Genomic DNA, 25,748 nt, shown 5'->3' with positions numbered 1-25,748 from the left:
CTACGCAGCTCCTTCCAGCGTGCGGCCCGCGCCGCGGTACTGCTCCCAGGCCCAGCCGAGCGTGCGGCGGGCCATGATGCCGACCGCGTGCCTGCGGTATTTCGCCGTGCCGCGGACGTCGTCGATCGGGTTGCAGGCGCCGGACGCGAGGGTGGCGAACTGCCGGGCGATCGACGGGGTGATGATCTTTCCGCTCTCCCAGAACCCGCCCTCCTCCAGCGCGGCGTTCAGGAACTCCTCGGCCTCCTTGGCCCGGACAGGCGTCGGGGCGGCGGAGCCGATGCCGGTGCGCACGGTGCGGGTCTCGGGGTGCAGGGCGATGCCGAACGCGCAGACGGCGATGACCATGGCGTTGCGGGTGCCGACCTTGGAGTACTGCTGGGGCCCGTCGGCCTTCCTGATGTGCACGGCGCGGATCAGCTCGTCCGGCTCCAGGGCGTTGCGCTTGACGCCCGTGTAGAAGGCGTCGATGGGGATCATCCGCGTACCGCGTACGGATGCGGCCTCGACCTCGCAGCCGGCGGCGAGCAGCGCCGGGTGGGCGTCGCCGGCCGGGGAGGCGGTACCCAGGTTGCCGCCGACCCCGCCGCGGTTGCGGATCTGCGGGGAGGCGACGGTGTGCGAGGCGAGCGCCAGACCGGGCAGCTCGGCGCGCAGGTGCTCCATGATGCCGCTGTACGGCACGGAGGCGCCGAGCCGTACGTTCTCCCGGCCCACCTCCCACTCGGACAGCTCACCGATCCGGTTCAGGTCCAGGAGGTACTCGGGCCGCCGGTGGTCGAAGTTGATCTCGACCATGACATCGGTGCCGCCCGCGATGGGCACAGCCGTGGGGTGCTCGGCCTTGGCGGCGAGCGCCTCCTCCCAGCTGGCGGGGCGAAGGAAGTCCATGAGTGGCTCTCTTCTCGATCGGGTGGTTCGCCGGGACTGGGGACGGCCGGCCCTCGACTGGCGCGTTCATGTGGTGTTCACGTGGTGTGTGGCCCAGTACACAAGCCGGGCCCCGGCCGGTGCAGTCACCGAAACACCGAAGGAGTTGGCTGGTCTCCGTCCTCGTCTTGTAGATTCGAACGAATGGCGGAGGTTCGTCATCTCTCCGCAATTCACAGGTACCCGCTTCACCCCACCCCTCCCCCACCCCACGACCCCCTTCACCCCCTCCCGGTCCCCGGCCTCACCCCCACCCCCTTCACCTGCTCCCTCTACGAAAGATCGGCGGCGACGAGATGCGGCTGCGCGCACTGCTGGAGACCGACGCGCTGGGCCTCCGGCTGCTCGGCGGCGAGGACGAGCTGGACCGCACGGTCCGGGGCGTCATGACGACCGACCTGCGCGACCCCAGCCGCTACCTCTCCGGCGGCGAACTGGTGCTCACGGGCCTCGCCTGGCACCGGGGCGCGGCGGACTCCGAGCCGTTCGTCCGCATCCTCGCGGGCGCGGGGGTGGCCGGCCTCGCGGCCGGCGAGGCGGAGCTGGGCGACATCCCGGCCGATCTGGTCGAGGCGTGCCGGCGCCACCGCCTCCCGCTCTTCGCGGTGCACGAGACGGTGGCCTTCGCAACGATCACCGAGCACGTCGTACGCCAGGTGTCCGGCGAGCGGGCGGGGGACCTGGCGGCCGTGGTGGACCGGCACCGGCGGCTGATGACCTCGGGCCCGGCGGGCGGCGGCCCCGAAGTGGTCCTGGACCTCCTCACCTCCGACCTGGACCTGCGGGCCTGGGTCCTCTCCCCCACCGGCCGGCAGATCGCCGGCGCGGGCGCCCCGCTGCCGGGACCGCTGGGCGCGGCGCTGGCCGGTCAGCATCTGGCCGCGACCCGTACCGGCCGCCGGGCCCCGCACCGGGCGGCGGTCGCCGGAACGACGTATTCGCTCTTCCCGATCCGGAACACCGGGCGGGGCGCGGTGGCCGCCCGCGACGTACGGGAGTCGGTGCTCTCCGACTGGCTGCTGGCGGTCGAGGCGGACGCCTCGGACTGGCCCGCCGCGCGCCTCGATCTGCTCCAGGGCGTCACCCAGCTGATCGCGGTCGAGCGGGACCGCCGCGAAGCGGCCCGCACCGTACGCCGCAGGCTCGCCCAGGAGGTGCTGGAGCTGGTCCAGGCGGGCGCCGCCCCGGCGGAGATCGCGGCCCGGCTGCGGGTCGCCGCGCCCGTTCTGCTGCCCGGCGTCGGCGTGGCCCCGCAGTGGCAGGTCGTGGTGGCCCGCGTCGAATGGAGCACGACGGACCGCGCGGCGGCCACGGGGGAGATCACGGGCGGTCCGGCGGCGCAGGCGCTGCTGGAGGAGATCCTCGTCGACCCGGCGGTCAGCGGCCCGGACTCGGCCGACCGGATCGCCGTCGCCCACACGGGCGAGGAGGCGATCGCCCTGGTGCCGCTGCCCGCGCCCACGGAACCGCCCGCCGACTCCGGGGAGGACGCGGAGGGCGCCCCGGCGGACGGCGAGGACGCCGACGCGCTCCACGAGGAGCCCGGACTGCACGCGGAGGCTCTGCTCGCCTCCGTCCGCGAACCGCTCTCGGCGGGACTCGCCGACGACGGGCGGCTGACACTCGGTGTCAGCGCGGCCGTGCACTCCGCCGAGGGGCTGCGCGGCGCACTGGAGGAGGCTCGGCACGCCCGCCGGGTGGCCGCCGCCCGGCCGGGCCGGGTCTGCGCGGCCGGCCACCACGAACTGGCCTCGCACGTGCTGCTGCTGCCGTTCGTCCCCGACGACGTCCGGCGCGCCTTCACCGCCCGGCTGCTGGACCCGCTGCGCGACTACGACCGGCGCCACCGGGCCGAGCTGGTCGAGACGCTGGAGGCGTTCCTGGACTGCGACGGGTCCTGGACCCGCTGCGCGGCCCGGCTGCACCTGCACGTCAACACACTGCGCTACCGCGTCGGGCGGATCGAGCAGTTGACGGGACGTGACCTCGCGCGCCTGGAGGACAAGCTCGATTTCTTCCTCGCCCTGCGCATGAGCTGACGCTCCGGCGGCGCACGGGGTCCGGCGGGCCCCGGAGCGCTCCCGCCGATTGTGAATTATTTCACCTGACATTGCCCGGACCTCTTGGCCCGGAGTGCCGATCCGTGCTGAGATGCGCCGTACCCAACAGCACGACGGCGCGCTCGGGGAGGGCAATGTGGCGCATACCGCCATGTCTGGTTCCGGAACGACAGCAGATGACGATCCGCCGCTCCAGACCGCGGTATGGCGGCTGCGGTCCCGCGCCTGCTGGACGGACGCGGCCGCCCTGCTGGAGCACCACGCGGCCACCGACGCGGCGTCCGCGCTCCAGCGCACCGCGCTGCTGACCGAGCGGTGCCTGTACACCGGGCAGGGCTGGACCGAGGCGGAGGACGCCCTGCGGACGGCGGAGGCCGTGGCCCGCAGCGACGACGAGCGCGGTTCGGCCGCCTCGGAACGGGGCCATCTGGCGTACGCCTCGACCCTGCTGGCGGTACGCGACCGGTCCGACGAGGCGAGCGTGGCGCTCAGCCGGTCGGCGGCACTGCTGGCCCCCGCGTCCCCGGCCCGGCCGCTGCTGGACTTCCGGCGCGGGCTGATCGCGCAGAACATCGCGGAGTCGCCGCAGTCGGCACGGGCCGCGTTCAGCCGCGCGCACGCCGGTGCGGCGGCGCTGGACGACGCGTTGCTGCTGTCGTCCACCTGGCGACACCTGGCCGCCCTCGACCTGCGTGAGGGCGAGTTGGCCGCAGCCCGGCGGGGTTTCGCCGAATCGCTGCGCATCCGCGAGGAGTTGGGGTTCCTGATCGGTACGGCTCCGGCGCTGATCTCCCTCGCGGAGACGGCGGAGGAGCCGGAGGCCACCCGGCTGCGCGCCGAGGCCGGCCGGCTGTTCCGCCTGCTGGGCGGCGTACCCACCTGGCTGGCGCCGTATCTGGGGCCTCCCGCGCCGCGCACGGGCGGGCCGGCCTGAACCCTTCGGGGTGCGTCGCGGTCCCGGCCGTTCGAGCGCGGGCCGTGCGTGGTCCGGTGGAGTGCGGGCCGTCCGGGTGAACGCCGCGGCTGTACGGGACGGACGGGCGCGGGCGGGTCCGGACGGACGGATGCCGGGCCTGCCCGGAGGCGCGGGCCGCCGGCCGCGGCCCCTGCGGATCAGCTCCGGGCGCCGGTGAAGTGCTCGCCGACCAGGGCCCTGACCACGGCCAGGTCCCGGGCGGCGAGGGCGTCGAGCAGGGCGGTGTGCTCGGAGGCGTCCGCGAGCAGATCGGCCCGGCGGGTGGCGGGGCCCGAGACCGGCGGCCACTGGGCCCGCCGGTGCAGTTCCTCGGCCACGGCCACCAGCTGCCCGTTGCCCGAGAGCGCGAGAACCGCGCGGTGGAAGGCCCGGTCCGATTCGGCGTAGGCGGCCAGGTCGCCCACGGCCGCCGCCGCGACCGTGGCGTCCGCCAGGGGACGCAGGGCGCTCCAGCGGTGAGCGGGGATCGTACGGGCCAGGTCCAGCATCACGGGGACCTCGATCAGCGCCCGTACCTGGGCCAGCTCGGCCAGCTCGCGGGGGCCGCGTTCGCTGACCCGGAAGCCGCGGTTCGGCACGACCTCGACGGCGCCCTCGGCGGCCAGCTGCTGCATGGCCTCGCGCACCGGCGTCGCGGACACCCCGAAGCGCGCGCCGAGCGCGGGCGCGGAGTACACCTGGCCGGGCTCCAGGTCGCCGTCGACGAGGGCGGTGCGCAGAGCGTCCAGGATCTGCCCGCGCACCGAGTGGCGCCGAACGGCACGCGGCACGGGCGGCTCGCCGTGCGTGTGCTCGCCGTGAGTCCGCTCGGGCAGCCGGGGGTGCCCGGCCGCCCGGGCCTGCTCCGGTACCCGCGCTGTGGCGGCCGAGCGCGGGAACACGGGGGCGTACGCCGGACGTGCGCCGTCGTGCGCGTTGCCCTGCTCCACCGGACCTCCTCCGCCTGCCGCGGGCCGACTCGCGTGGGCCGGACCTCCTGTGCACGATAGAGGGAGGAGTCCGCAGTTCACACATCGACGGCATCGGATAAGGTAAGCCTTACCTGCAAACGATCCCGATTCGGTGGTCCCTGCATGACCCTCTCCCTGCCGCTCACCGATGCCGCGCCGTCCCCCGTGACCGCCGCGTACGCCCGCCTGACCGAGGTGTTCCCCGGCCTGCGGGTCGACGTGCTGGACCACGACGCCACCGCCCCGTCCGGTGAGGGCTGGGTCGGCGCGGCGGAGCTGGCGGCCGGAGGCAGCGCCGTGGACGCCTTCCTCGCGCGGGACGACGCCCAGGTGCTGCGCGACTACGGGCAGCGGGCCCGTCCGGACGTGGTGGCCGGATTTGGACTGCACCGGTACGCCTGGCCCGCCTGCCTGCTGGTGACGGTCCCGTGGTTCCTGCACCGCCGGGTGCCGCGCGTCCCGGTAGGGGCCGTGGCCTTCCAGCGGGCGCTGGGTCACCTGACCGTACGGAGCGGGGAGTTCGCCTGCCTGCCGGACGATCCGGCGGCCACGCTGCCCGGCGCCCGGATCGTCCCGGACGAGGCGGCGCTGCGGGCCGAGGTCCTGGACTCCCTGGCCGAGCACCTCGGCCCGGTGCTGGAGGGCTTCGGATCGCGCATGCGCCGCGGGAAGCGGGCCCTGTGGGGGATGGCGACGGACGAGATCGTCGAGGGCCTGTGGTACATCGCGCATCTGCTGGGCGAGGAGCGCCGCGCGATGGCCGAACTGGAGTTGCTGCTCCCCGGCACGACCAAGCCGTACGCCGGCCGCGCGGGCTTCCGTGAGCTGTCCGGGCCCGACGGGCGGTCGCTGCCGACGCGGGACCGGGTGAGCTGCTGCCTGTTCTACACGCTGCGGCCCGACGACACCTGTGTCACCTGCCCGCGTACCTGCGACGCGGATCGGGTGCGGAAGCTCGCTGCGGCTTCCTGATCCACACCGCCCCTCCGGAGGACGTGGAATCGAACGCAACACCGCCTGCACGGCCGGTCGTTCGAGGAATTTCCACCCATCGATAGCCCCTTCCACCCCCATGGCGTGCTCTTGTCCCGAAACCACCGGTGCGGGACGGGAATTCCGTCACGATGGCGCACGAAACGCCCTACGTGACGCAAGGGACCGCGCATGAGACTGACCGACATATCGCTTGACTGGCTGCTTCCGGGCGCCGTACTGCTCGTGGGAGTCATGGCGGCGGTGACGGTGGTCGCACGCGGCAAGCGTGCCGCCGGCAAGACCACGGCGGCCGACGACTCCTGGGAACGCAGCGAGGAACGCCGCAGGCGCAAGGAGGCGCTGTACGCCACCGCCTCGTACGTCCTGCTGTTCTGCTGCGCGGCGGTCGCCGCCGCGCTCTCCTTCCACGGGCTCGTCGGCTTCGGCCGGCAGAACCTGAACCTCAGCGGCGGCTGGGAGTACCTGGTCCCGTTCGGACTGGACGGGGCCGCGATGTTCTGTTCGGTGCTGGCCGTACGGGAGGCGAGCCACGGTGACGCGGCGCTCGGCTCACGGCTGCTGGTGTGGACGTTCGCCGGGGCCGCCGCCTGGTTCAACTGGGTGCACGCGCCCCGCGGCATCGACCACGCGGGCGCCCCGCACTTCTTCGCGGGGATGTCCCTCTCGGCCGCGGTGCTCTTCGACCGCGCCCTGAAGCAGACCCGCCGGGCCGCGCTGCGCGAACAGGGCCTGGTGCCCCGTCCGTTGCCGCAGATCCGGATCGTTCGCTGGCTGCGGGCCCCTCGGGAGACCTTCGGCGCCTGGTCGCTGATGCTCCTGGAGGGCGTCCGCACCCTGGACGAGGCGGTGGACGAGGTGCGGGAGGACCGTAAGGAGGAGGAGCGGACCAGGCTGCGCCGCAGGGAGCAGGCCAAGCTGGACCGGGCCCGCATCAAGGCCCTGAACCGGCAGAACCGGGCCTGGGGGCGCGGGGTGCGAGGCGGGCAGCAGCTTGAGGTGCCCGCCCTCGCCCCGTCGTCGCCCGGCACGGCGCCGGCCGTCACGGAGCCCGCCATAGCGGAGCCGGGTCAGCTGCCCCTGCGACCCCGGCCATCCCTGCAAGCCGTCGGCCCGAAGCAGGCGGACGGACCGGGCTCGAAGAGTCTGGACGCGCCGAACCAGGGAAGTGACCCGCGGACCGTCGACCTCACCGCCGAGGACGACACCCAGACACTCCCCCGGCTCGACTCGCTGGAACAGAAACTGAAGGATCTGGAACAGCAGTTCGGCTGATCCCGTCGTGCGGCGGAGGGCCCGTCAGGGCCTTCCGCCGTGCAGTTCGAACCAGACGACCTTGCCCAGGGCCTGCGCCTCCACCCCCCAGGCGTCGGCCAGGCTGCGGACCAGGATCAGACCCCTGCCGTGCGTACCGTCGTCGGCGTTCGGTACGTACGGCGCGGGCAGGTCCTCGGACGCGAAGTCCTGGACCTCCACGCGGAGTCGGGCGGACGTCGCCGTGGCGGTCACCACGGCCCCGTTCCTCGTGTGGATGAGGGCGTTGGTCACCAGTTCACTGACCAGCAGCTCCGCGGCCTCGACCTGCTCCCGCCCGGAGCGGTGCTCCAGGAACTCCCGCAACTCCCGGCGGACTTCCCCCACCGCGGACCGGTCGGCGTGCCCGACTCTTCGGTGCATCCTGGCCGGCTGCGGCGAACCGCCCGGTCTGCGCCCCCGCGGACCGCGCACCTCGATGACCCCGGCCCTTTTCTGACGCTTCGTCATGTCCCCCGCCCGCACAGTGGTCCGCCTCCTTCGGTCCGGCTGCCCGTCGAACAGCCTCACGGGATGCATGCCCCTGTACGCACACGGTCACGCTTGTCGACTCATCAATAAGTGAGCGGCCGGAGGCGGCGAGGGGCGCACAGAACATCCCACCCGCGCACGCCATCACCACATAGGCGCAGCTGAGGTCAACATCCGGCGAACACGCGCCAGTTGACGTTGACCATGCGCCGTCTACGCGCGTCATCATGATGGCATGCGCATCCCCCCACGGATCACCCGGTTCGGCGGCGCGGCCGCCCTCCTGTCCCTCCTGATCGCCTCGGCCCCGATCACGGCCCAGGCGGCCACCGCCAACACCACCACGACCGTCTCCCACCCCGCGTCCGCGTTCCGTGCGGCGGCGGTCGGGAGCATCTGCTACTCGGCCCTGCCGTCCCAGGCGCACGACACCCTGGATCTGATCGAGCGGGGCGGGCCGTTCCCGTACGAGCAGGACGGCACCGTCTTCCAGAACCGCGAAGGCCTGCTGCCCGACCGGTCGACCGGCTACTACCACGAGTACACCGTCATCACACCCGGCTCCGACCACCGCGGCGCGCGCCGGATCGTCACCGGGGAGCAGCACGAGGAGGACTACTACACCGCCGACCACTACGCCTCCTTCGACCTGGTCGACCACGGCTGCTGACCCGGCCACGAGCCTCCCGTCGGGGCCGGCGGCCACCCCGGTGACCGCCGGCCCCGACGCGGATGTCCGGTCAAGGACGGGGCACGTTACGGAGGTTGGAGCGGGCCATCTGGAGCATCCGGCCCACTCCCCCGTCCAGCACGATCTTGCTGGCGGAGAGCGCGAAACCGGTGACCATGTCGGCGCTGATCTTCGGCGGGATGGAGAGCGCGTTCGGGTCGGTGACGACGTCGACGAGCGCGGGTCCCTTGTGCTTGAACGCGTCCTTGAGCGCGGACTGCAACTGCTTGGGCTTCTCCACCCGTACGCCGTAAGCGCCGGCCGCGCGGGCGACGGCGGCGAAGTCGGGGTTCTTGTTGGTGGTCCCGTACGACGGCAGACCGGCCACCAGCATCTCCAACTCCACCATGCCCAGCGAGGAGTTGTTGAACAGGACGACCTTCACCGGCAGGTCGTACTGGACCAGGGTGAGGAAGTCACCCATCAGCATGGTGAAACCGCCGTCCCCGGACATCGCGACGACCTGCCGGCCGCGGTCGGTGAACTGGGCGCCGATCGCCTGCGGCAGTGCGTTGGCCATCGAGCCGTGGCTGAACGAACCGATCACGCGCCGCTTGCCGTTGGGCGTCAGATAGCGGGCGGCCCACACGTTGTTCATGCCGGTGTCGACGGTGAACACGGCGTCCTCGTCGGCCATCTCGTCCAGGACGGACGCGACGTACTCGGGATGGATCGGGACGTGCTTGTCGACCTTGCGGGTGTACGCCTTGACGACGCCCTCCAGGGCGTTCGCGTGCTTCTTCAGCATCCGGTCGAGGAACTTGCGGTCGGCCTTGGGCTTCACCCGCGGGGTGAGGCAGCGCAGGGTCTCGCGCACATCGCCCCAGACCGCGAGGTCGAGCTTGGACCGGCGGCCGAGGCGCTCGGGGCGCACATCGACCTGGACGATCTCCACATCGTCGGGCAGGAAGGCGTTGTACGGGAAGTCCGTGCCGAGCAGGATGAGGAGATCGCACTCGTGGGTCGCCTCGTACGCGGCCCCGTAGCCGAGCAGGCCGCTCATCCCGACGTCGTACGGATTGTCGTACTGGATCCACTCCTTACCGCGCAGCGCGTGGCCGACCGGGGCCTTGATCTTCTCGGCGAACTCCATGACCTCGGCGTGCGCCCCGGCCGTGCCGCTGCCGCAGAACAACGTCACCCGTTTGGCCTTGTCCACCATGCGGCAGAGCTTGTCGATCTCGTCGTCGCCGGGCCGTACGGTCGGCCGCTCGGTGACGAGGGCGTGCTCGATGGACTTCTCCGGGGCGGGCTCGGACGCGATGTCGCCCGGCATGGTGACGACGCTGACCCCGCCGCGCCCGATGGCGTGCTGGATCGCCGTCTGGAGCAGCCGGGGCATCTGCTCCGGGTTGGAGATCATCTCGTTGTAGTGGCTGCACTCCTGGAACAGCAGCTCCGGATGGGTCTCCTGGAAGTAGCCGAGACCGATCTCGCCGGAGGGGATGTGCGAGGCCAGGGCCAGCACCGGGGCCATGGAGCGGTGCGCGTCGTACAGGCCGTTGATCAGATGCAGGTTGCCCGGCCCGCAGGACCCGGCACAGGCCGCGAGCGAGCCGGTGACCTGCGCTTCCGCTCCGGCCGCGAAGGCGGCGGTCTCCTCGTGCCGGACGTGGATCCAGTCGATGGAGGAGTTACGCCGGATGGCGTCCACGACGGGGTTCAGGCTGTCGCCGACGACGCCGTACAGGCGCTTGACACCCGCCCTGGCGAGGATGTCGACGAACTGCTCCGCCACGTTCTGCTTGGCCATGGGTGCGCGCCCTTCCTTGCCCGTGATCCGTGCACTGCGGTTGTCCGGGGACCGGCGCGGCGAAACACCGGCCGCCGGGCTCCGGAATCCATCAACCCACGGTGGGCGCGGTTACGCCTCCCAGACGGCGGCGCAGGTGCGGTCGTCGGCGTACCCCTTGACGCGGAGCTGGACGTCGGCGAGGAAGGCGGGAAGTCCGGGCGCGCCTTCGCTCCCCCAGCGGTCGGCGAGTTCGGCGGAGAGCCCCGCCTCGCCGCGCATGGGTTCGGCCAGGCCGCTGCCGCAGAGCATCAGCGTGTCGCCGGGCCGTGCCACGGAGGCCCGGAAGCGGAACGGCTCGGCGGGGGGCTTCGGGAGTTCTCCGGCCTCCGCCGACGGAGCCGCCGACAGGGACGAGGACGGGGTGACCTGGAGATCCAGGGTCAGCCGTTCGCCGTCCGCCCCCTCCTCCGGCTCGTCGCCGGGCCGGGCGTCGGCGGCCTCGGGGACGACGGGCTCCAGGTCCTGCCAGAGGCCGTCGCGGAGCCGGAAGAGACCGCCGGAGCCGACGCCGAAGAAGACCCGTGTGCGGCACTCGGGGTCGGCGGACAGCAGGAGGCAGCGAAGGCTCGCGGTGTAGGCCTCGGGCTCGACGCCCAGTTCGGCGGCGCGGGCCCGCAGCTTTCCGTACGTACGGTCGGTGAGCCGGTGCAGCCCGGCCTTCAGGTCGTCCCGGCGGCCGGCCCTTATGTCGTCGGAGAGCCGGAGGTGGCTGCGGGCGACGGCCCCGCCGATCCAGCGGCAGGCGTCGGCGGCGGCGAGGTGCGCAGCTCCGCCGGGTCGTCTGCCGCCCGCCACGGCGACGAGGACGACGGCGCTCTCGGCGGTTCCGAATCGGGCGGTGAGCAGCCCCTCCCGCCGGGGCTCGCCCCGGAAGCGGGCGGAGTCGCCGCGCACGGAGGCGGTGCGCAGGGTGTACGTGCCGTACCGCGCGCCGTCCAGCACCGTGTCGGGGACGAGGGTGTCCAGGTTCTCCGAGGTGGCGGCGGGCAGGGCGGAGGGCTCGGCGTCGTAGGTGGGCGGCCGCTCCCCGAGGTGCCCGACGGCGGGTCGTTCCTCGGCGGCGAAGGCATCGGGGCCCGGCGGAGGTCCGTGCAGCGCGCCGGGGTCGGCCGCGCGAGCGGACCCGTCCGGCTCCGGCGCACGGGGCGCGGCGAAGGTGCGGGGCCCGGACCGGTCGCCGGGCGCTTCCCAGGGGGCGGGGAAGACGGCGGTGCGGGGAGACGGCGGGGGCGGCGCGGATGCGCGCGGAGGCGCTACGGGCGCGGTGGGCGCGCGGTCCGGGAGCGGGATGCGCGGGTCGGGAGGCGGGGGCGATACGGGCGGGGCGGGAGGCGGTGCCGGCGCGCGGGGCGGGGCCGGTGGCTCGACCGGGGCAGGAGGCGGGGCGGGTGCGCGGGCCGGGGCCGGTGGCTCGACCGGGGCGGGAGCGCGGACCAGGGCCGGTGGCTCGACCCGCGCCGGTGCCGCGTCCCGGTCCGTGACCCGCTGGGCCACCACGGCGGGGGCCGGCTCCGGTGGCCGGTACGCCTCCCCGTACGGCTCCCCGAAGCGGCCGCCGGTCTCCGTCTCCGTACCGGGTTCCGTGGGCGGGCCGTCGAAGCGGTCCGCGTCCCGACCCGTGGACGGGCCGTCGGAGCGGCCCGCCTTCCGGTCCGTGCCGCGATCCGCCAACGGCTCCTCGTCCCGGTCCGGCTCCGGCTCCTCGAAGCGATCCGCGTACGGGTCCTCGTACGCCTCCGCGTACGGGTCCCGGACGGTCGCGCGGACGGCGTCCCGGTGGGCGTCCACCGGTCCGCCCACCGTGTCCGACACGGAGTCGAAGCGGTCGTCGAGGCTGTCGGCCGCGCCGCCGGGACCGGTGTCCGGCGCGGTCTCGTCGTACAGCTTGCGCCACCAGTCGTCCTCGTGGGCGGCGAGCGTCTCCCCCTGCTGACTCATGCCCCTATTGTCCACCGGGGAGGCGGTCCGAGAACGGGACATCGGGAAAACGCGCGCCGTGGAAAGGGTCCGCCGGGCGCCCCGCCCCCACGGGAAGGTCGCCCGGCGGACCCGGTCGAGATGACCGGCATCTCAGCGTTTCAGCCGTTCATACGCTCAGCCGATCACCGGTTCGGCGGCTCCGCGAGCCGTCGTTCAGCGCACGGCGTACGCGTCATGGACGGTCTGGACGACGGAGTTGCCGTGTGCGTCGGTCAGTTCCGTCCGCAGGGCGACGGACTTGCCCCGCGCGTCCGCGTGGTCGACGGTCGCCGTCCACCGGCCGCCCTGCCGGACGGTGGTGGCCGCCTGCCAGGTCTCGCCGCGGTCGTAGCTGAAGGACACCTTCGCGGCGGTGAGCGCACCGGGCGTGTATCCGGCGTGCCCGGTCGCGGCGAGCCCGATCCGCTGACCGTTCTTCGCGGGCACCGTCTTCATCCCGTCCATCGGAACGTCGTAGCGCGGGAAGAGCATCGGAAGTCCCTGCGACGTCACTTCCGGCTTCCCCTCCGACCGGAAGCCCCAGGTGGTCTCCGTCAGCGTGGAGCGCTTCCAGACCTGGGCGGGCGAGCCGATCTTCGTGGTGGTCAGGGTCAGCTCGTACGCGGCGTCCCCGGAGGGCACCTCGAACGCACCGTACGGGTAGCCGCTCTCGCCGACGACTTCGCCCTCACGCTTGAGCCGCATGTTTCCGACGTCACCGAACGATCCCTGCTGGCCCACGTGTTCGGTGTCGGTCATGAACGCCGGGGCGGCGCCGATCATGTCGCCCTGGCGCTCACCGGCGAGCGCCTCCTCGCCGTCCGCGTCCCGCGGAGCACCGGGAACCAGGAGACCCCGGTACCAGTTCTCCGTCAGAGCCCGGCCGGCCTGGTGCGTGCGGGCGTCTCCCGTCATCAACTCGCCCCACGGGAAGCTGGAGGAGAGCATCTTCTGCCAGACGGTGTCGCCCGCCGAGTAGTACTCGGTGCGCTTTCCGGGAGCGGCGACCACGGCCATGGTGGACGCGAGGAAGGTACCGCCGTACGGACGGCCGACCAGGAGCATGTCGACGAAGTCGGCGGCCACGCCCATGGATTCGTGGGTGGAGACGACCGAGCCGAGCTTCTTGTCCTTGACCTTGTAGGTGCGGTCCGAGGTGATCCGGCCCTTCTCCGGGAACGCCAGGTTGTAGACGTACGGGCTGACGGCCGTGGCGGTCCAGGAGACCTCCGTCCTCCCCTCACCGAGGGCCCTCTTCAGCACGGCGGCCTCGTCGGCGCGCAGGCCGAGGACCGGCAGGGGCGCGGCCCCGTAGCCGAGGCTCGGCTGCCAGTCTCCGGCCGCGGCGCGGTGCACCAGGAGCGCCCTCGCACCGGCGGCGTGGGCGGCCCGTGCCCGGGCCACCGCGCTCAACGCGTCGTCACCGACACGCACCAGGACGATCCGCCCCTTCGCACCGGCGGCCTCCAGTTCGGCGGCGCTGCCCGCACCGGCGTCGACGACCTCGGCGCGGCCGGTGCCGTCGAGGTTGACCGAGCCGGCGGTGGCGGGCCGGGGGTGCAGGTCCGCGCCGCCGACGAGGGCGAACTTCCGGATCTGCGGGGCATAGGCGCGCCAGAAGGACGCGAACTCGAACTCCCCGTCACGGGCCCTGCCCTGGACGTCGACCAGGTAGTCCTTGATGATCCCGGTGCCGCTGATCGACCCCGAGTGCAGCCAGGTGTCGTCCCAGGTGCGGCCGAACGCGAGGGTCGCGCCACGGGTCTCGGAGATCCGGTCCTCGGTCCGCACCTTCAGCCGGTGCGCCTTACGGGCGTCGAGGACGATGGTGGTGTCCCGGGTGACATCGAGCTGAGGTCGTGCCAGATAGCCCACGGACGCGGCGAGTCGGCCGGTCGGATCGCCGGCGTCGGGGGTTTCGACGAAGCTGGAGACGAAGTACGCGCCGGGCCGCACCCGGTAGGTCTGGTCGGCCGCGCCCTCGTTGAAGCGGCGTTCGCCGGACGAGGTGTCGGTGCCGATGAGGTCGACGGAGGAAACGCCGTCGGCGGGCTTGCCGGTGCCGTCGACGAGCTTGACGCGCAGGGTGACCGCCTCCGGGGCCACGTACAGGGAGAACGGCGTGGAGACCTTCACCCCGCCGGGGGCCGTGGCGAGGATCCGGCCGGTGACGTCGCCGTACTGGGCGGCGGTCAGCCGGGCGTCCGGGGCGAGGGCGAGCGGGACCTCGACCGTCCCGCCGGCGGGAACGGTGACGGACGTCCGGCCCAGTGCGGCGATCTTCGAGCGGACCGTCGAGCCGTCGTTGCCGGTGACCCCCGCGACCTTCAGCGAGAGCGTCACCGGCTTGCCGCTCGTATTGGTGTACGGCACGGTGGCGGTGGTGCGGTCGCTCGTGTCCTGGGGCCAGTTGAAGGTGCCGCCCTGCACGGCGGAGGCGCCGAACACGGGCGTACGGATCGCACGGGCCACGTCGAGGCGGCCACCGCCGGTCTCGCGCACGTCACCGGGGACGGCGCTGTGTGCCGAGGAGACCAGGGCCGCCTTGATCTGCTGGGCCGTCCACTCGGGATGGCGCTGCTTCAACACGGCCGCTGCGCCCGCCACGTGCGGGGTCGCCATCGACGTACCGGACATGGAGCGGTACGCCTCCGAGCCCCGGCCCCCCGCCGCCGCGGCGGAGATGGCGACGCCGGGCGCGGCGATCTCGGGCTTGAGGGTGTGCGAGACGATCGCGGGGCCCCGGCTGGAGAAGCTCGCGGTGGAGTCGTCGCGGTCCACCGCGCCGACGGTCAGCACGCCGGGGGCGCAGCCGGGCGAGGAGACGGTGTTCAGGGACGGGCCGAGGTTTCCGGCGGCGACCACGAACAACGTGTCCTTGTTCTTCCCGAGTTCGGTGGCGGCCAGGCTCATCGGGTCGGTGCAGTCGGTGGGTTCGCCGCTGCCGAGGCTCATGGAGACGACGTCGGCCTTGTTGTCGACGGCCCACTGCATGCCCGCGATGATCCAGGAGGCCGCGCCGGAGCCGCTGTCGTCGAGCACCTTGCCGACCATCAGGTCGGTGCCGGGCGCGACGCCCGCCTTCGTGCCGCCGCTCGCCGCTCCGGAGCCGCCGACGGTGGACGCGACGTGGGTGCCGTGGCCCTGGAAGTCACCGGTGTCGGCGGAGTCGGTGAAGTTCTCCGACGCGGTGATCCTGCCCTGGAGGTCCGGGTGTTCGGCGTCCGCCCCGGTGTCCAGGACGGCGACCTTGGTACCGGTGCCGTCGTAGCCGGCGGCGTGGGCGAGGTCCGCCCCGACCTGCTTCGTCGACCGTTCGAGGCTCGCCTCCACCTTCCGGTCGAGCCAGAGCTTCTTGAGGCCGGAACCGGAGGACAGCGTGCGGCGCGCGGTGAGGTCGGCCCAGAAGTCCGCGGCACGCTTCTTGTCGGCCTTGAGCGCCTGACCGCCGATGACGTCGAGAACCGCTCCGCGCTCGGCCCCGCGCGGGGTGGCGAACGAGCGGCGGGCGGCGTCCTTGGTGTAGGTGGCGATCAGCGGCACGGAGTCCGCGCGGCTGTCGTCGTAGCCCTGGCGGATGAGCCCGGTGACGTTGAACAGTTCTTCGTCCACGGTGCCCGCGGCGAGGGCGGGGACGGCGGACTCGGGGTAGACGTACAGGTCCGTGCCGGACTGCCGGGTCTGGACGAGGGAAGCGCTGCCGTCCTCGCGCGGCAGGACGGTGGCGGTGGACGCGCCCGAGGCATCGGTGGCCACCAGGACCCGGTCGCCGGTGACGAGGGTCACCGTGACGGGCTTCGGGTCCACGGCGGCCGCGCTCCCGGTGATCGGTCTCTTCGCGCCGGGCGCGTCCGGTGGCGCTGCCACGGACGGTGCCACGACGGTGACGGCGAGCACGGCGGCGGTCGCCGCTCCGAGTGCCGTACGCGATATCGGGCGCATCGCTCTCCCTTGGTCAATCCGGAATGAAGCATCCCAAGCATCGGCATTCCGGGGCTCGTTGGTGCTGCGGTGGCGCCACAGTGGCAGAGGGGCCAGGGGTACGGGGGATGATGTGGGCGGCGGGTTTACGCCGTGGCCCTTTCCCGCCACCCGCGGGCCCGGCCGCAGGGCGCCGTGGTGCGCGATCAGCACGTTCGGGGAGGTCGGAGAATGCTGGGGGCCATAGGTCTCGACGAGAGGCAGGAGTCGGCATATCGCGCGCTCGTCGCGGCGGGGGCGGCGGAGCTGGCCGATCTGGCGCTCCGGCTGGCCCTGCCGGAGGCGGAGGCGGAGCGGGTGCTGCGGCGGCTGGAGCAGCAGGGGCTCGCCGCCCAGTCGTCGGCCCGGCCCGGCCGCTGGGTGGCGGCCCCGCCCGGAGTGGCGCTCGGCGCGCTGCTGATCCAGCAGCGGCACGAGCTGGAGCAGGCGGAGCTGGCGTCCGCGCTCCTCGCCGAGGAGTACCGGGCCGAGGCGAGCGAGCCGGCGGTGCACGACCTGGTGGAGGTGGTGACGGGGGCGGGCGCGGTGTCCCAGCGCTTCCACCAGTTGCAGCTGGGGGCGGCGTCCGAGGTGTGCGCCCTGGTGACGGGCAGGCCGGTCGTGGTGACCGGGATGGAGAACGAGTCCGAGGAGCGGGCGACCTCGCGCGGGGTGAGCTACCGGGTGGTCGTCGAGCGCGAGGTGCTGTCGACGCCGTACGGGATCATGGAGTTGTCGGCGGCGCTGAGCCGGAACGAGCGGTGCCGGGTGGTGGACCGGGTGCCGACGAAGCTGGTGGTCGCCGACGGAAGCCTCGCCATGGTCCCGCTCACCGGGCGCGGCGCGGAGCCCGCCGCCCTGGTCGTGCACGCCAGCGGGCTGTTGGAGTCGCTGATGGGCCTCTTCGAGTCGGTGTGGCGTGATGCCATGCCGCTGCGGCTCGGCGAGAGCGGCCGGGTGCGGGAGGCCGGGGTCGGGCCGGATCCGACGGACCTGGAGATCCTGTCCCTGCTGCTGGCGGGGCTGACCGACGCCAGTGTGGCCAAGCAGCTGGATCTGGGGCTGCGGACCGTGCAGCGGCGGGTCAAGGGGCTGATGGAGCTGGCCGGGGTCTCGACGCGGCTCCAGCTGGGCTGGCACGCGTACGAGCGGGGCTGGGTGGACCGCACCCTCCCGGAGAGCTGAGGGCCGGAACCGGGGCGGGGGTTCCGCGCACCGCGGCTCACCACCGCCACCCGCATCGACCCGGGTGGCCGCCGGTGACCGGGGTGCGCTGACGGGCGGATGCGGGCACTCTCCGGCAGGCTGGTCGGATGAGTGTGTGGCAGCTCGTCGCCGTGGGCCTGGTCCTGCTGCTGGGTCTGGTCGGGGTGCTGGTGCCGGGTGTGCCGGGTCAGGCGATCGTCTGGGCCGCGGTGCTGTGGTGGGCGCTGACGGACATGACCCCGACCGCCTGGGGCGTCCTGATCGGCGCTACGGCGCTGATGCTCCTGAACCAGGCCCTCAAGCCGCTGCTGCCGCCCCGCCGGCCGGGCGAGACGGGCGCGCCCCGCCGGACCCTGATGATCGGCGGGGCGGCGGGGATCGTGGGCTTCTTCGTGGTGCCGGTGGTGGGTGGGCTCCTCGGGTACGTGGGGGCCGTCTTCGGCGCGGAGCGGCTGCGGCTGGGCAGCCGGGGCGCGGCCTGGGCGTCGGTGCGCTCGGTCATGCGGGCGACGGGCTACGCGGTGCTGGTGGAGCTGTTCTGCTGCCTGCTGGTGGCGGGCACCTGGCTGGTCGCGGTGGTCCGGGACTGACCGGAGACTCCCGGCGGTTCCGGCTCAGCGCGGGACCGGGGCCTCCGCCGCTTCCAGGTGGCGGACGGCGTAGGAGCGCCAGGGCCGCCACCGCTCCGCGCCGGGTGTGGCGTACGGGTCCACGTCGGGGTCCCCGAGCGCCCGCGTCCGGATCAGGGCGGCGGTGCGCCGGTCGATGCCGGGCAGTGTCAGCAGGGTCCGTTCCGCCGCGTCCCGGTCGGCCCCGGCGTCCAGCCGCAGCACGCCGTCGTCGAGCGCGGCGGCCAGGGCCCGCACCGCCGGGTCCTCGGCGGAGCCCGCGAGCACACCGGGCTCCGGGAACAGGTGGGTGAGCCCGCCGCACGGCACGTCCAGCGCCTTCCCGTACCGCTCGACCAGCTCCTCGGCCGCCGCACGCCCCACCAGAGCCCGCACCGCGGCCTCCTCCGGGTCGGCCGCGCCCGGCGAGCGCAGGCCGGGGCGGGCGGCGACGAGCGGTGCGAGGCGGGGGTCGGCGGCCAGCGCCTCGTCCACGGCGTACGGATCGGCGTCCAGGTCGAACAGCCGCCGCACCCGCTGGACGGCGGTGGTGAGGTCGCGCAGGTCGGTCAGCTGGATGCGGGCCTCCAGCCAGGGGCCGCCGGGCGACGCCTCGCCGACCGCGACGAGCCCGGAACCGTACGGCAGCCGCAGCGTGCGCCGGTAGGTGCGGCGTCCGGGCGGGCCCGCCATCTCCTCGACGCGGGCGACCGCCTCGGTGGCCAGCAGGTCGAACAGGGCGGCGGTGGCGTACGGGCCCCGATGGGCGAGCCGCAGCGGGATGCCGGAGCGCAGCCCCTCGCGGCGTCCGCCGCCGAGCCCCGTACCGGCTTCGGCGCGCAGGGCGCTGGGGGTGCGGGCGTAGATCTGCCGGATGGTGTCGTTGAACTGCCGGACACTGGCGAACCCGGCCGCGAAGGCGATCTCGGTGACCGGCAGCCCGGTGGTCTGGAGGAGCACACGGGCGGTGTGGGAGCGCTGGGCACGGGCGAGCGCGACGGGCCCGGCGCCCAGCTCCGCGTTGAGCTGGCGCTGGAGCTGCCGGGCGCTGTAACCGAGCCGTCCGGCCAGTCCGGGGACGCCTTCGCGGTCCACGACGCCGTCGCCGATCAGCCGCACGGCCCGGCCGACGACGTCCGCGCGGACGTTCCACTCGGCGGATCCGGGCACGGCGTCCGGCCGGCAGCGGCGGCAGGCCCGGAAGCCGCCCGCCTGGGCCGCCGCTGCCGTGGGGTAGAAGCGCACGTTGGCGCGTTTGGGCGTGACGGCGGGGCAGCTCGGCCGGCAGTAGATGCCGGTGGTCACGACGGCGAAGAAGAAGGCGCCGTCGAACCGTGCGTCGCGGCTGCTCACCGCCTCGTACCGGGTCCGTTCATCCATCACACCGTCCAGTGTGCGGCAGCCGGGGCCACCGCACTCGCGGTTTTCGGACGCCGTACCCGGGCCGGGACCGCCACCGGGCCCGGCCCGGCGTCCGGCCCCGGTCCGCTACCGCACCCGGCCGCGCTTGACCTGCATGGCCGCGCGCCCCTCCGCGCCCTTGCGCTTCCAGTCCCGCAGGATCTCGGCGCGCACCCGTGCGTCGGTCTTGGCGACGATCCGCTGGTTCTCACGGAGAAGCTTTCGGTAGCTCTCCAGCCGCCGCTCGGGCAGGGTGCCGTCCTCCAGCGCGCCGAGGACGGCGCATCCCGGCTCGGCCTCGTGGGCGCAGTCGTGGAACCGGCAGTCGGCGGCCAGCTCCTCGATCTCGGAGAACACCTCCCCGACCCCGGTCCCGGCGTCGTAGAGCCCGACGCCCCGCAGCCCGGGGGTGTCGATGAGGACGCCTCCCTGCGGCAGGACGAGCAGGTTGCGGGTCGTGGTGGTGTGGCGGCCCTTGCCGTCCACGTCCCGCGCGGCCCGCACCTCCATCACGTCGCTGCCGAGCAGGGTGTTGGCCAGGGTGGACTTGCCGGCGCCGGAGATGCCGAGCAGCACACTCGTGCCGCCCGAGACGATGGCGCCGAACACGTCGAGCCCCTCCCCGGTGGTGGAGCTGACGGGCAGCACCTGGACGCCGGGGGCGATGGCCTCGATGTCCTGGACCAGGTGGGACAGGGTGGCCGCGTCGGGAACCAGGTCGGCCTTGGTCAGGACCACGATCGGCTGAGGCTGGTACGCCCCGCCGGTGCCGTCGCCCAGCAGCGCGGCCCCCTCGGAGCTCGACAGGGCGAGCGCGAGGAACCGTTCGACCCTGCCGAGATCCAGTTCGACGGCGAGCGAGACGCAGATGACGATGTGGTCGATGTTGGTGGCGAGCACCTGGCCCTCGGACCGCTGCGAGGAGGTCGAGCGGACGAAGGCGGTCCGGCGCGGCAGCAGCGTACGGACGAACCGGGGGTCACCGTCGGCGTCGAGCGCCACCCAGTCACCGGTGCAGACGATCCGCATCGGGTCGCGGGGCACCACGAACGCGGTGTCGGCGCGGACCGTGCCGTCGGCGGTGACCACGTCGCATCGGCCGCGGTCCACCCGCACGACCCGTCCGGGCACGAGGCCCTGCTCGGCGTACGGGGAGAAGGCCGCCGCCCAGTCCTCGTCCCAGCCGTACGGAGCCAGCGGGTGCGAGGAGGAGACGGTGGAGGAAGAAGTGAACGAGAAAGACAAGGGAAACCCTTCACAGGGTGGCCCCGGCACGCGCGCTCGGCGCGGAGATGTGGGATAAGTCGGTCAGCCGGTGGCCACGGGGATGAGGACGATGCTCTTCCGGTTGTGGGCAGTGCCCATCGCAACGACAGTCATCAATGTCCTCACCTCCTGGTTCCTCTGGCTCCGGTCGCACACGTCAGCGCCGTGTGCGGAACGGTCATCACCCTAGCGCTCACCCGGGGACCACCGTCAACAGGTTTTCCGCAGCACCGCGAGGCCGGTGCTTTTCTCCTGGCTCAGCCGTAGATCTCCCTCTATCGAGTGATACGCGTGCATGGAGCCCGGTCCGTGGCCGTTAGGGTGCCGAGCATGACCACACCCCAGGCCCCCGTCGGCACGTTCACCCAGGCCCACTTGGGCACCCAGATCCTGATCGGCTGGAGCGGCCGGCAGCCGGGCGCCGACCAGGACACCGCCTTCCTCCTCGCCTACTCGCTGGGCGACGGCCAGGACGGTCCGGTGGTGGGCCGCGAGGCGATGCGCGCCGCACTGGGGCGCGCGGGTCTCCGCGTCGGCGGCCCGATCCAGGACGCGGCCGAGACTCCGGGCATCCAGGCGAAGCTCCTCGTCCAGGCGGGCCAGGCCGTCCTGACGCTCCCTCACCTCTCGGCGCAGTACCCCGCGCCCGCGGAGTGGCTCGCCGCGGCCCAAGGGCAGGGACAGGTGTACGGGATGTTCGCCACGACCCCGTGGCCGGAAGCCGTACCCGGCCACCCGATCGGCGAGGACCGGCTGCGCGCCTTCGTCACGGACGAGGACGTCGTCCGCACGGCCGCGCACTGCCTGCTTCCGGTCCGTTCCCTGGGCTGAGGACGGCGCCCCGCCGTTCAGGAGACCCGTCCGAGGCCCATCACCCCGCGTGGGGTGGTGGGCCTCCCCCGTGCGCGCCACCCCCGCCGCGGACGGCGTGCGTGTCGCGTCGCGGGAACGGCGGCGGGCGGCCTGGAGAGTGATCTCCGGACCGCCCGCGTTCAACGCCTCAGATTGTGGTGCGTCAGTTGTTGCCGACGCCGTTGCCCGAGAGGACCGGGATGTCGTCCAGGATGTGCGACAGCGGCTCGTCGCCCTTGGCCTGGGTCGAGTTGTCGGCGCACTGCTGGTTCTGCGGGTTGGAGAGGACGTTGACGTCCTGGACCGCGATCGGCACGACACCGATGAGCGAACCGACATTGGCCTTGAGGGGCAGGCCGACGCACAGCTTGTTCAGGGTGCCCTGGACGAGCTGACTCTGCGGGCTGAAGTCGCCCTCCGTCTCGGCGTTGCCGATCTCCGACTCGGCACCGTTGCCGTTGAGGGTGGTGGTTCCCCCGTCGTTGCCGATCGCCATGGCCGAGGGAGCCGCAGCAGCGGACAGACCGAGCAGGGACACGGCCACTGCAGCGCCGGCCATCATCTTCTTCATCAACTTCACCTTTCGGAGCGTTCCGTTGTGGAACGTACTGATCAACTGCCACTGCCCCTGATCGGTTGCGCGGTACCACTCAAATGGGTTGTTTCCGGCGCGAGATCGACGCTTTCCTCAGTTCCCAGGGGCCGGTTCCGAGGTGCGCGCCGCCGGTACGAACCCGACGCCACGGCGAGGGGCCGCGCCCGGATCCGGTTCGGCGAAGGGGTGGTCGCCGCCGGCAGCCCGCCATTCGGCGACGAGCCGGTCGTAGATCGGGGTGCCGGTCGGCGCGGGGTGCCGCTCACCACTCTGCGAGGTCTGACTGTCGTACGGATCCATGGGAAGGCCCTACCCGGCCCGGCCCGGATCGTCAGCCGGGGCTACGGCATCCGGCCCAACCGGATGCCCCGGCCGGTGGCTCCCGCACACCGTGGTCCGTGCACTCCGAAGGGCCGGTCCCGGCCGTCACGGCGAAGAACGGTCGCCGTGACGGCGGCATGGACCGGCGCCACGCGTGTCGGACGGTGCGGACCCCCGCTTCCCGGTATCAGTTGTTGCCGGCGCCGTTGCCGGAGAGGATCGGGATGTCGTTCAGCAGGTGCGACAGGGCCTCATCGCCCTTGGCCTGGGTGGAGTTCTCGGTGCACTGCTGGTTCTGCGGCGAGGACAGGACGTTGATGTCCTGGACCGAGATCGGCACGACGCCGAGCAGCGAACCGACGTTCGCCTTGGCCGGCAGGGCGATGCAGGGCTTGTTCAGCGAGCCCTGGATGAGCGCGAACTGCGGGCTCCAGTCGCCGTGGGTCTCGGAGTTGCCGTACGCCTGCGAAGCACCGTTGCCGTTGAGCGTCGTGGTGCCGCCGTCGTTGGCGATGGCCATGGCGGAGGGGGCGGCCGCGGCGGAGACGCCGACGATGGAGACGGCGACGGCCGCCGAGGACATGATCTTCTTGAACATGGAAAAGCCCTTCTGGGTAAGGATGCGGATCAGACGAAGAAGCCTGGAGAATCGGCCGTGCCGCGGCGGTCAGCCGCCGAGGGGGACGCCGCCCAGCAGCGGAGCCGCGCCCTCGACCGCACCGGTCGCCTGGCCCGCCAGCTTGCCGACCGTGCCGTTCTCCGAGAGCGTCTCGGTGGTCTCGGCGGCCGTGTCCACCAGCGGGTCGACGACCTGCGGAGCGCTGGCCATCACCTGGTTCAGGCCGCCGTCGAGGCTGAAGTTGGGGGCCGTGGGCGTAGTAGCGGCGAAGGCGGGGGCAGCCGCTCCGAGGGCAGCCACGGAACCGACAACGAGGGCGGCGGTCTTCGCGTACTTCACTTTTCTGGTTCCCTTCCGCGCGGCGTCTGCTTCGGTCACGTCTCCGTGCCGCACACAAGGTCTTCTTTGCCTGTGACTTCTGCCGCTTTCCTTCTGATCAACGATCAGTCCGCATTCGGGAAACTATGGGACACCATCTTTCTCCGGCATCGCCCACCTGTCCGAACAGGGGTGAATCCGGCGCAGGAAGGGCCCCGGACGACATCTGCCGTCCGGGGCCCATCGGTTACGCGGGCCTGCGGCCCGACCGGTCACCAGGTCACACGTTGGCGCAGGTGTTGCCGAAGGCCGGGTTCAGCACGCCGATCACGTTGACGGTGTTGCCGCAGACGTTGACCGGAATGTGGATCGGGGCCTGGACGATGTTGCCGGACAGCACGCCCGGGGAGTGCGCGGCGACGGCCCCGGCACCCGCGTCGGCCATGGCCGGCGCGGCGACGCCCATCGCCATGAGCGTACCGGCGGCGACTGCGGCAACCTTGGTGTACTTCACTTCTCTACCCTTTCCTCGGCGGAGTCCGGTGCGGCCACGACTGTCGCGTCCGCCCGAGTCAGGTCCTGATCTCTCACGACTCCGGCGCTGTCCTACGTAACGATGAACGTCCGGAAGAGGAACTGTTCGACGGGCGAATTCCCGGATATACGCCCGAATGCCGCAACGCCCGGCTGCCGCACCGCGGAGAACACGCACGGCAGCGGCCGCATCGCGCCCCGGCAGAGCAACGGGCCCGAGCCGCTCGGTGGAGGAACGCCGAGGGCTCGGGCCCGAGTCGGAAGGCCGCGGGTCAGTTGTTGCCGGCGCCGTTGCCGGAGAGGATCGGGATGTCCTCCAGGATGTGCGACAGGGCCTCGTCGCCCTTGGCCTGGGTGGAGTTCTCGGTGCACTGCTGGTTCTGCGGCGAGGACAGGACGTTGATGTCCTGGACCGAGATCGGCACGACGCCGAGCAGCGAACCGACGTTCGCCTTGGCCGGCAGGGCGATGCAGGGCTTGTTCAGCGAGCCCTGGACGAGCGCGAACTGCGGGCTCCAGTCGCCGTGGGTCTCGGAGTTGCCGTACGCCTGCGAAGCACCGTTGCCGTTGAGCGTCGTGGTGCCGCCGTCGTTGGCGATGGCCATGGCCTGCGTCGTGCCGAGACCGAGGACGGAGGCGGCGACAGCGCCCGTAGCCAGAACCTTCTTGATCACGATTAACCCTTCTCGCACCGATTGCCCCGTGGCGGAGCGCCCTGGTCAACCCGGCCCGAGGCCATTTGGTTCCGCGTATTCACCCGAATGCCGGACGCCGGGAGTGGCCGCGCACCCGGTCCGCACGGCCGCACGTTCGTGAAGGAATTGCACGTACCGACGTATGCGGCCATTCGCCCGAACGGGTGGGCGATGGTCACCGGTTCTGACGCATGCTCGTGCGGACGGAGTCGAGACTGTCACGGTCAACCAGGCGTGAAATGCATCGAGTTGGCGACGAATCGTTTTTCTCGCGCTGACAGCCGGGATACGCGAGCCCTACGGCCACCACCTATTCGGGTGATTACACAACTTCCCCGCAACTCCAAGTTTCCCGCCCCGCCCCGAGTCGTTAGGGCAGTCGTGCAACGCGCACGTCTTCACCAAATTTTTCACCAGGGTTTCCCGCGGGCTCCGGCCGTGCTGCGGCTCCGCCGCCCTACGGCTGCCCGTCCCCGCGTGCGAAGCACCCACGCGATGTCCTGGCGAATGTCCTAAGGAAGGGCAAGTAATGCGACAGGTCCTGAACAAAAGCATGATCGTCATGGCGGCCGCATCAGGCCTCCTGGCGGCGGTGGGCGGCACCGCGCACGCCGACGCGGCGGCCGAGGGGGCGGCGGTCGGCTCGCCGGGAGTCGCTTCGGGCAACGCCGTGCAGGTGCCGGTGCACATCCCGGTCAACGTCTGCGGCAACACCGTCAATGTGATCGCCCTGCTGAACCCTGCCTTCGGCAACACCTGCGTGAACGCCGACGGCCCGAAGCACAACCACCCGCCGATCGACGAGCCCCCGGTCGACGAGCCGCCCGTCGATGAACCGCCGGTCGACGAACCCCCGGTCGACGAGCCGCCCGTGGACGAGCCGCCCGTGGACGAGCCGCCGGTCGACGAACCCCCGGTGGACAAGCCGCCGGTGGACGAGCCGCCGGTCGACGAGCCCCCGGTGAACGAACCGCCCGTGGACGAGCCCCCGGTGTACGAGCCGCCGACCGACACGCCCGGTACCGACACCCCCGGTTCGGGGACCCCCGGCACCGGCACGCCCGGCCCCAACACTCCGGGTGCGCACCTCGCCGACACCGGCGCCGCCGACCTGGGGCTGGCCGCCGGCGCGAGCGCCGCGCTGCTGCTCGGCGGCACGGTGCTGATGCGCCGCGCCCGCGGCGCGCGGGACTGA

Annotated in this window: 23 protein-coding genes; 9 read left to right on the top strand and 14 right to left on the bottom strand. The window is 72.8% G+C overall.

What is annotated here, in order from left to right:
* On the bottom strand, positions 1-891 hold the full coding sequence (locus QFZ71_RS25825) for a xanthine dehydrogenase family protein subunit M (protein WP_307670546.1): 891 nt from the start codon (positions 889-891) through the stop codon (positions 1-3).
* A gap of 335 nt (positions 892-1,226) precedes the next feature.
* On the opposite strand from QFZ71_RS25825, the gene QFZ71_RS25820 reads away from it, so the two are divergent.
* Together QFZ71_RS25820 and QFZ71_RS25815 are read left to right on the top strand one after the other, a co-directional pair.
* The gene (locus QFZ71_RS25820; RefSeq protein ID WP_307670545.1) at positions 1,227-2,969 is read left to right on the top strand and encodes a PucR family transcriptional regulator; all 1,743 of its coding nucleotides are present in this window, start codon (positions 1,227-1,229) and stop codon (positions 2,967-2,969) included.
* A gap of 172 nt (positions 2,970-3,141) precedes the next feature.
* The gene (locus QFZ71_RS25815) at positions 3,142-3,924 is read left to right on the top strand and encodes a hypothetical protein (protein ID WP_307670544.1); all 783 of its coding nucleotides are present in this window, start codon (positions 3,142-3,144) and stop codon (positions 3,922-3,924) included.
* A 179-nt stretch (positions 3,925-4,103) separates the two neighbouring features.
* On the opposite strand, the gene QFZ71_RS25810 is transcribed toward QFZ71_RS25815, so the two are convergent.
* Positions 4,104-4,895, bottom strand: a complete 792-nt coding sequence (locus QFZ71_RS25810; protein WP_307670543.1) for a GntR family transcriptional regulator — start codon at positions 4,893-4,895, stop codon at positions 4,104-4,106.
* A gap of 144 nt (positions 4,896-5,039) precedes the next feature.
* On the opposite strand from QFZ71_RS25810, the gene QFZ71_RS25805 reads away from it, so the two are divergent.
* Both QFZ71_RS25805 and QFZ71_RS25800 read left to right on the top strand, forming a co-directional pair.
* Positions 5,040-5,888 (top strand): (2Fe-2S)-binding protein, encoded by an 849-nt coding sequence (locus QFZ71_RS25805; RefSeq protein ID WP_307670542.1) that lies wholly within the window; start codon positions 5,040-5,042, stop codon positions 5,886-5,888.
* A gap of 192 nt (positions 5,889-6,080) precedes the next feature.
* Positions 6,081-7,184, top strand: coding sequence for a DUF2637 domain-containing protein (locus QFZ71_RS25800; protein WP_307670541.1), 1,104 nt, complete (start codon positions 6,081-6,083; stop codon positions 7,182-7,184).
* A gap of 24 nt (positions 7,185-7,208) precedes the next feature.
* Here QFZ71_RS25800 and QFZ71_RS25795 read toward each other — a convergent pair whose 3' ends face one another.
* A complete protein-coding gene (locus QFZ71_RS25795; protein WP_373465155.1) occupies positions 7,209-7,673 on the bottom strand; it encodes an ATP-binding protein in 465 nt (154 codons plus the stop codon).
* A gap of 256 nt (positions 7,674-7,929) precedes the next feature.
* On the opposite strand from QFZ71_RS25795, the gene QFZ71_RS25790 reads away from it, so the two are divergent.
* Positions 7,930-8,364 (top strand): ribonuclease, encoded by a 435-nt coding sequence (locus tag QFZ71_RS25790; RefSeq protein ID WP_307670540.1) that lies wholly within the window; start codon positions 7,930-7,932, stop codon positions 8,362-8,364.
* A 70-nt stretch (positions 8,365-8,434) separates the two neighbouring features.
* On the opposite strand, the gene QFZ71_RS25785 is transcribed toward QFZ71_RS25790, so the two are convergent.
* From QFZ71_RS25785 to QFZ71_RS25775, 3 genes are all read right to left on the bottom strand, one after another.
* Entirely contained in the window at positions 8,435-10,177 is a 1,743-nt protein-coding gene (locus tag QFZ71_RS25785) for a pyruvate dehydrogenase (RefSeq protein WP_307670539.1), read from the bottom strand.
* 111 nt (positions 10,178-10,288) lie between these two features.
* Positions 10,289-12,157, bottom strand: a complete 1,869-nt coding sequence (locus QFZ71_RS25780; protein ID WP_307670538.1) for a protein phosphatase 2C domain-containing protein — start codon at positions 12,155-12,157, stop codon at positions 10,289-10,291.
* A 195-nt stretch (positions 12,158-12,352) separates the two neighbouring features.
* Entirely contained in the window at positions 12,353-16,120 is a 3,768-nt protein-coding gene (locus QFZ71_RS25775) for a S8 family serine peptidase (RefSeq protein WP_307670537.1), read from the bottom strand.
* 210 nt (positions 16,121-16,330) lie between these two features.
* Between QFZ71_RS25775 and QFZ71_RS25770 the strand changes: the two genes are divergently transcribed.
* The gene (locus tag QFZ71_RS25770) at positions 16,331-17,323 is read left to right on the top strand and encodes a LuxR family transcriptional regulator (RefSeq protein ID WP_307670536.1); all 993 of its coding nucleotides are present in this window, start codon (positions 16,331-16,333) and stop codon (positions 17,321-17,323) included.
* A gap of 128 nt (positions 17,324-17,451) precedes the next feature.
* A complete protein-coding gene (locus tag QFZ71_RS25765) occupies positions 17,452-17,934 on the top strand; it encodes a DUF456 domain-containing protein (protein WP_307670535.1) in 483 nt (160 codons plus the stop codon).
* A 24-nt stretch (positions 17,935-17,958) separates the two neighbouring features.
* On the opposite strand, the gene QFZ71_RS25760 is transcribed toward QFZ71_RS25765, so the two are convergent.
* Both QFZ71_RS25760 and rsgA read right to left on the bottom strand, forming a co-directional pair.
* Positions 17,959-19,332 carry a DNA-3-methyladenine glycosylase 2 family protein gene (locus QFZ71_RS25760; protein ID WP_307671585.1) on the bottom strand — a complete coding sequence of 458 codons (1,374 nt, stop codon included), beginning with the start codon at positions 19,330-19,332 and terminating at the stop codon, positions 17,959-17,961.
* A gap of 108 nt (positions 19,333-19,440) precedes the next feature.
* Positions 19,441-20,598 (bottom strand): ribosome small subunit-dependent GTPase A, encoded by a 1,158-nt coding sequence (gene rsgA / locus QFZ71_RS25755; protein WP_307670534.1) that lies wholly within the window; start codon positions 20,596-20,598, stop codon positions 19,441-19,443.
* 351 nt (positions 20,599-20,949) lie between these two features.
* Between rsgA and QFZ71_RS25750 the strand changes: the two genes are divergently transcribed.
* Positions 20,950-21,450, top strand: a complete 501-nt coding sequence (locus QFZ71_RS25750; protein WP_307670533.1) for a DUF5949 family protein — start codon at positions 20,950-20,952, stop codon at positions 21,448-21,450.
* A gap of 184 nt (positions 21,451-21,634) precedes the next feature.
* Here QFZ71_RS25750 and QFZ71_RS25745 read toward each other — a convergent pair whose 3' ends face one another.
* From QFZ71_RS25745 to QFZ71_RS25720, 6 genes are all read right to left on the bottom strand, one after another.
* Entirely contained in the window at positions 21,635-22,042 is a 408-nt protein-coding gene (locus tag QFZ71_RS25745; protein ID WP_307670532.1) for a rodlin, read from the bottom strand.
* Between the two features lie 117 nt (positions 22,043-22,159).
* On the bottom strand, positions 22,160-22,366 hold the full coding sequence (locus QFZ71_RS25740) for a hypothetical protein (protein ID WP_307670531.1): 207 nt from the start codon (positions 22,364-22,366) through the stop codon (positions 22,160-22,162).
* A gap of 208 nt (positions 22,367-22,574) precedes the next feature.
* Positions 22,575-22,985 (bottom strand): rodlin, encoded by a 411-nt coding sequence (locus QFZ71_RS25735; RefSeq protein WP_307670530.1) that lies wholly within the window; start codon positions 22,983-22,985, stop codon positions 22,575-22,577.
* 69 nt (positions 22,986-23,054) lie between these two features.
* On the bottom strand, positions 23,055-23,345 hold the full coding sequence (locus QFZ71_RS25730) for a hypothetical protein (protein WP_307670529.1): 291 nt from the start codon (positions 23,343-23,345) through the stop codon (positions 23,055-23,057).
* 259 nt (positions 23,346-23,604) lie between these two features.
* Positions 23,605-23,838 carry a chaplin gene (locus QFZ71_RS25725; RefSeq protein ID WP_073766998.1) on the bottom strand — a complete coding sequence of 78 codons (234 nt, stop codon included), beginning with the start codon at positions 23,836-23,838 and terminating at the stop codon, positions 23,605-23,607.
* A gap of 292 nt (positions 23,839-24,130) precedes the next feature.
* Positions 24,131-24,532, bottom strand: a complete 402-nt coding sequence (locus QFZ71_RS25720; RefSeq protein WP_307670528.1) for a rodlin — start codon at positions 24,530-24,532, stop codon at positions 24,131-24,133.
* Positions 24,533-25,082: 550 nt separating this feature from the next.
* On the opposite strand from QFZ71_RS25720, the gene QFZ71_RS25715 reads away from it, so the two are divergent.
* Entirely contained in the window at positions 25,083-25,748 is a 666-nt protein-coding gene (locus QFZ71_RS25715; RefSeq protein ID WP_307670527.1) for a chaplin, read from the top strand.

It is taken from the genome of Streptomyces sp. V2I9, assembly GCF_030817475.1.
GTDB lineage: Bacteria > Actinomycetota > Actinomycetes > Streptomycetales > Streptomycetaceae > Streptomyces.
Note: the sequence above shows the minus strand (reverse complement) of the source record. Positions and strands in the feature narration are given on the sequence as shown.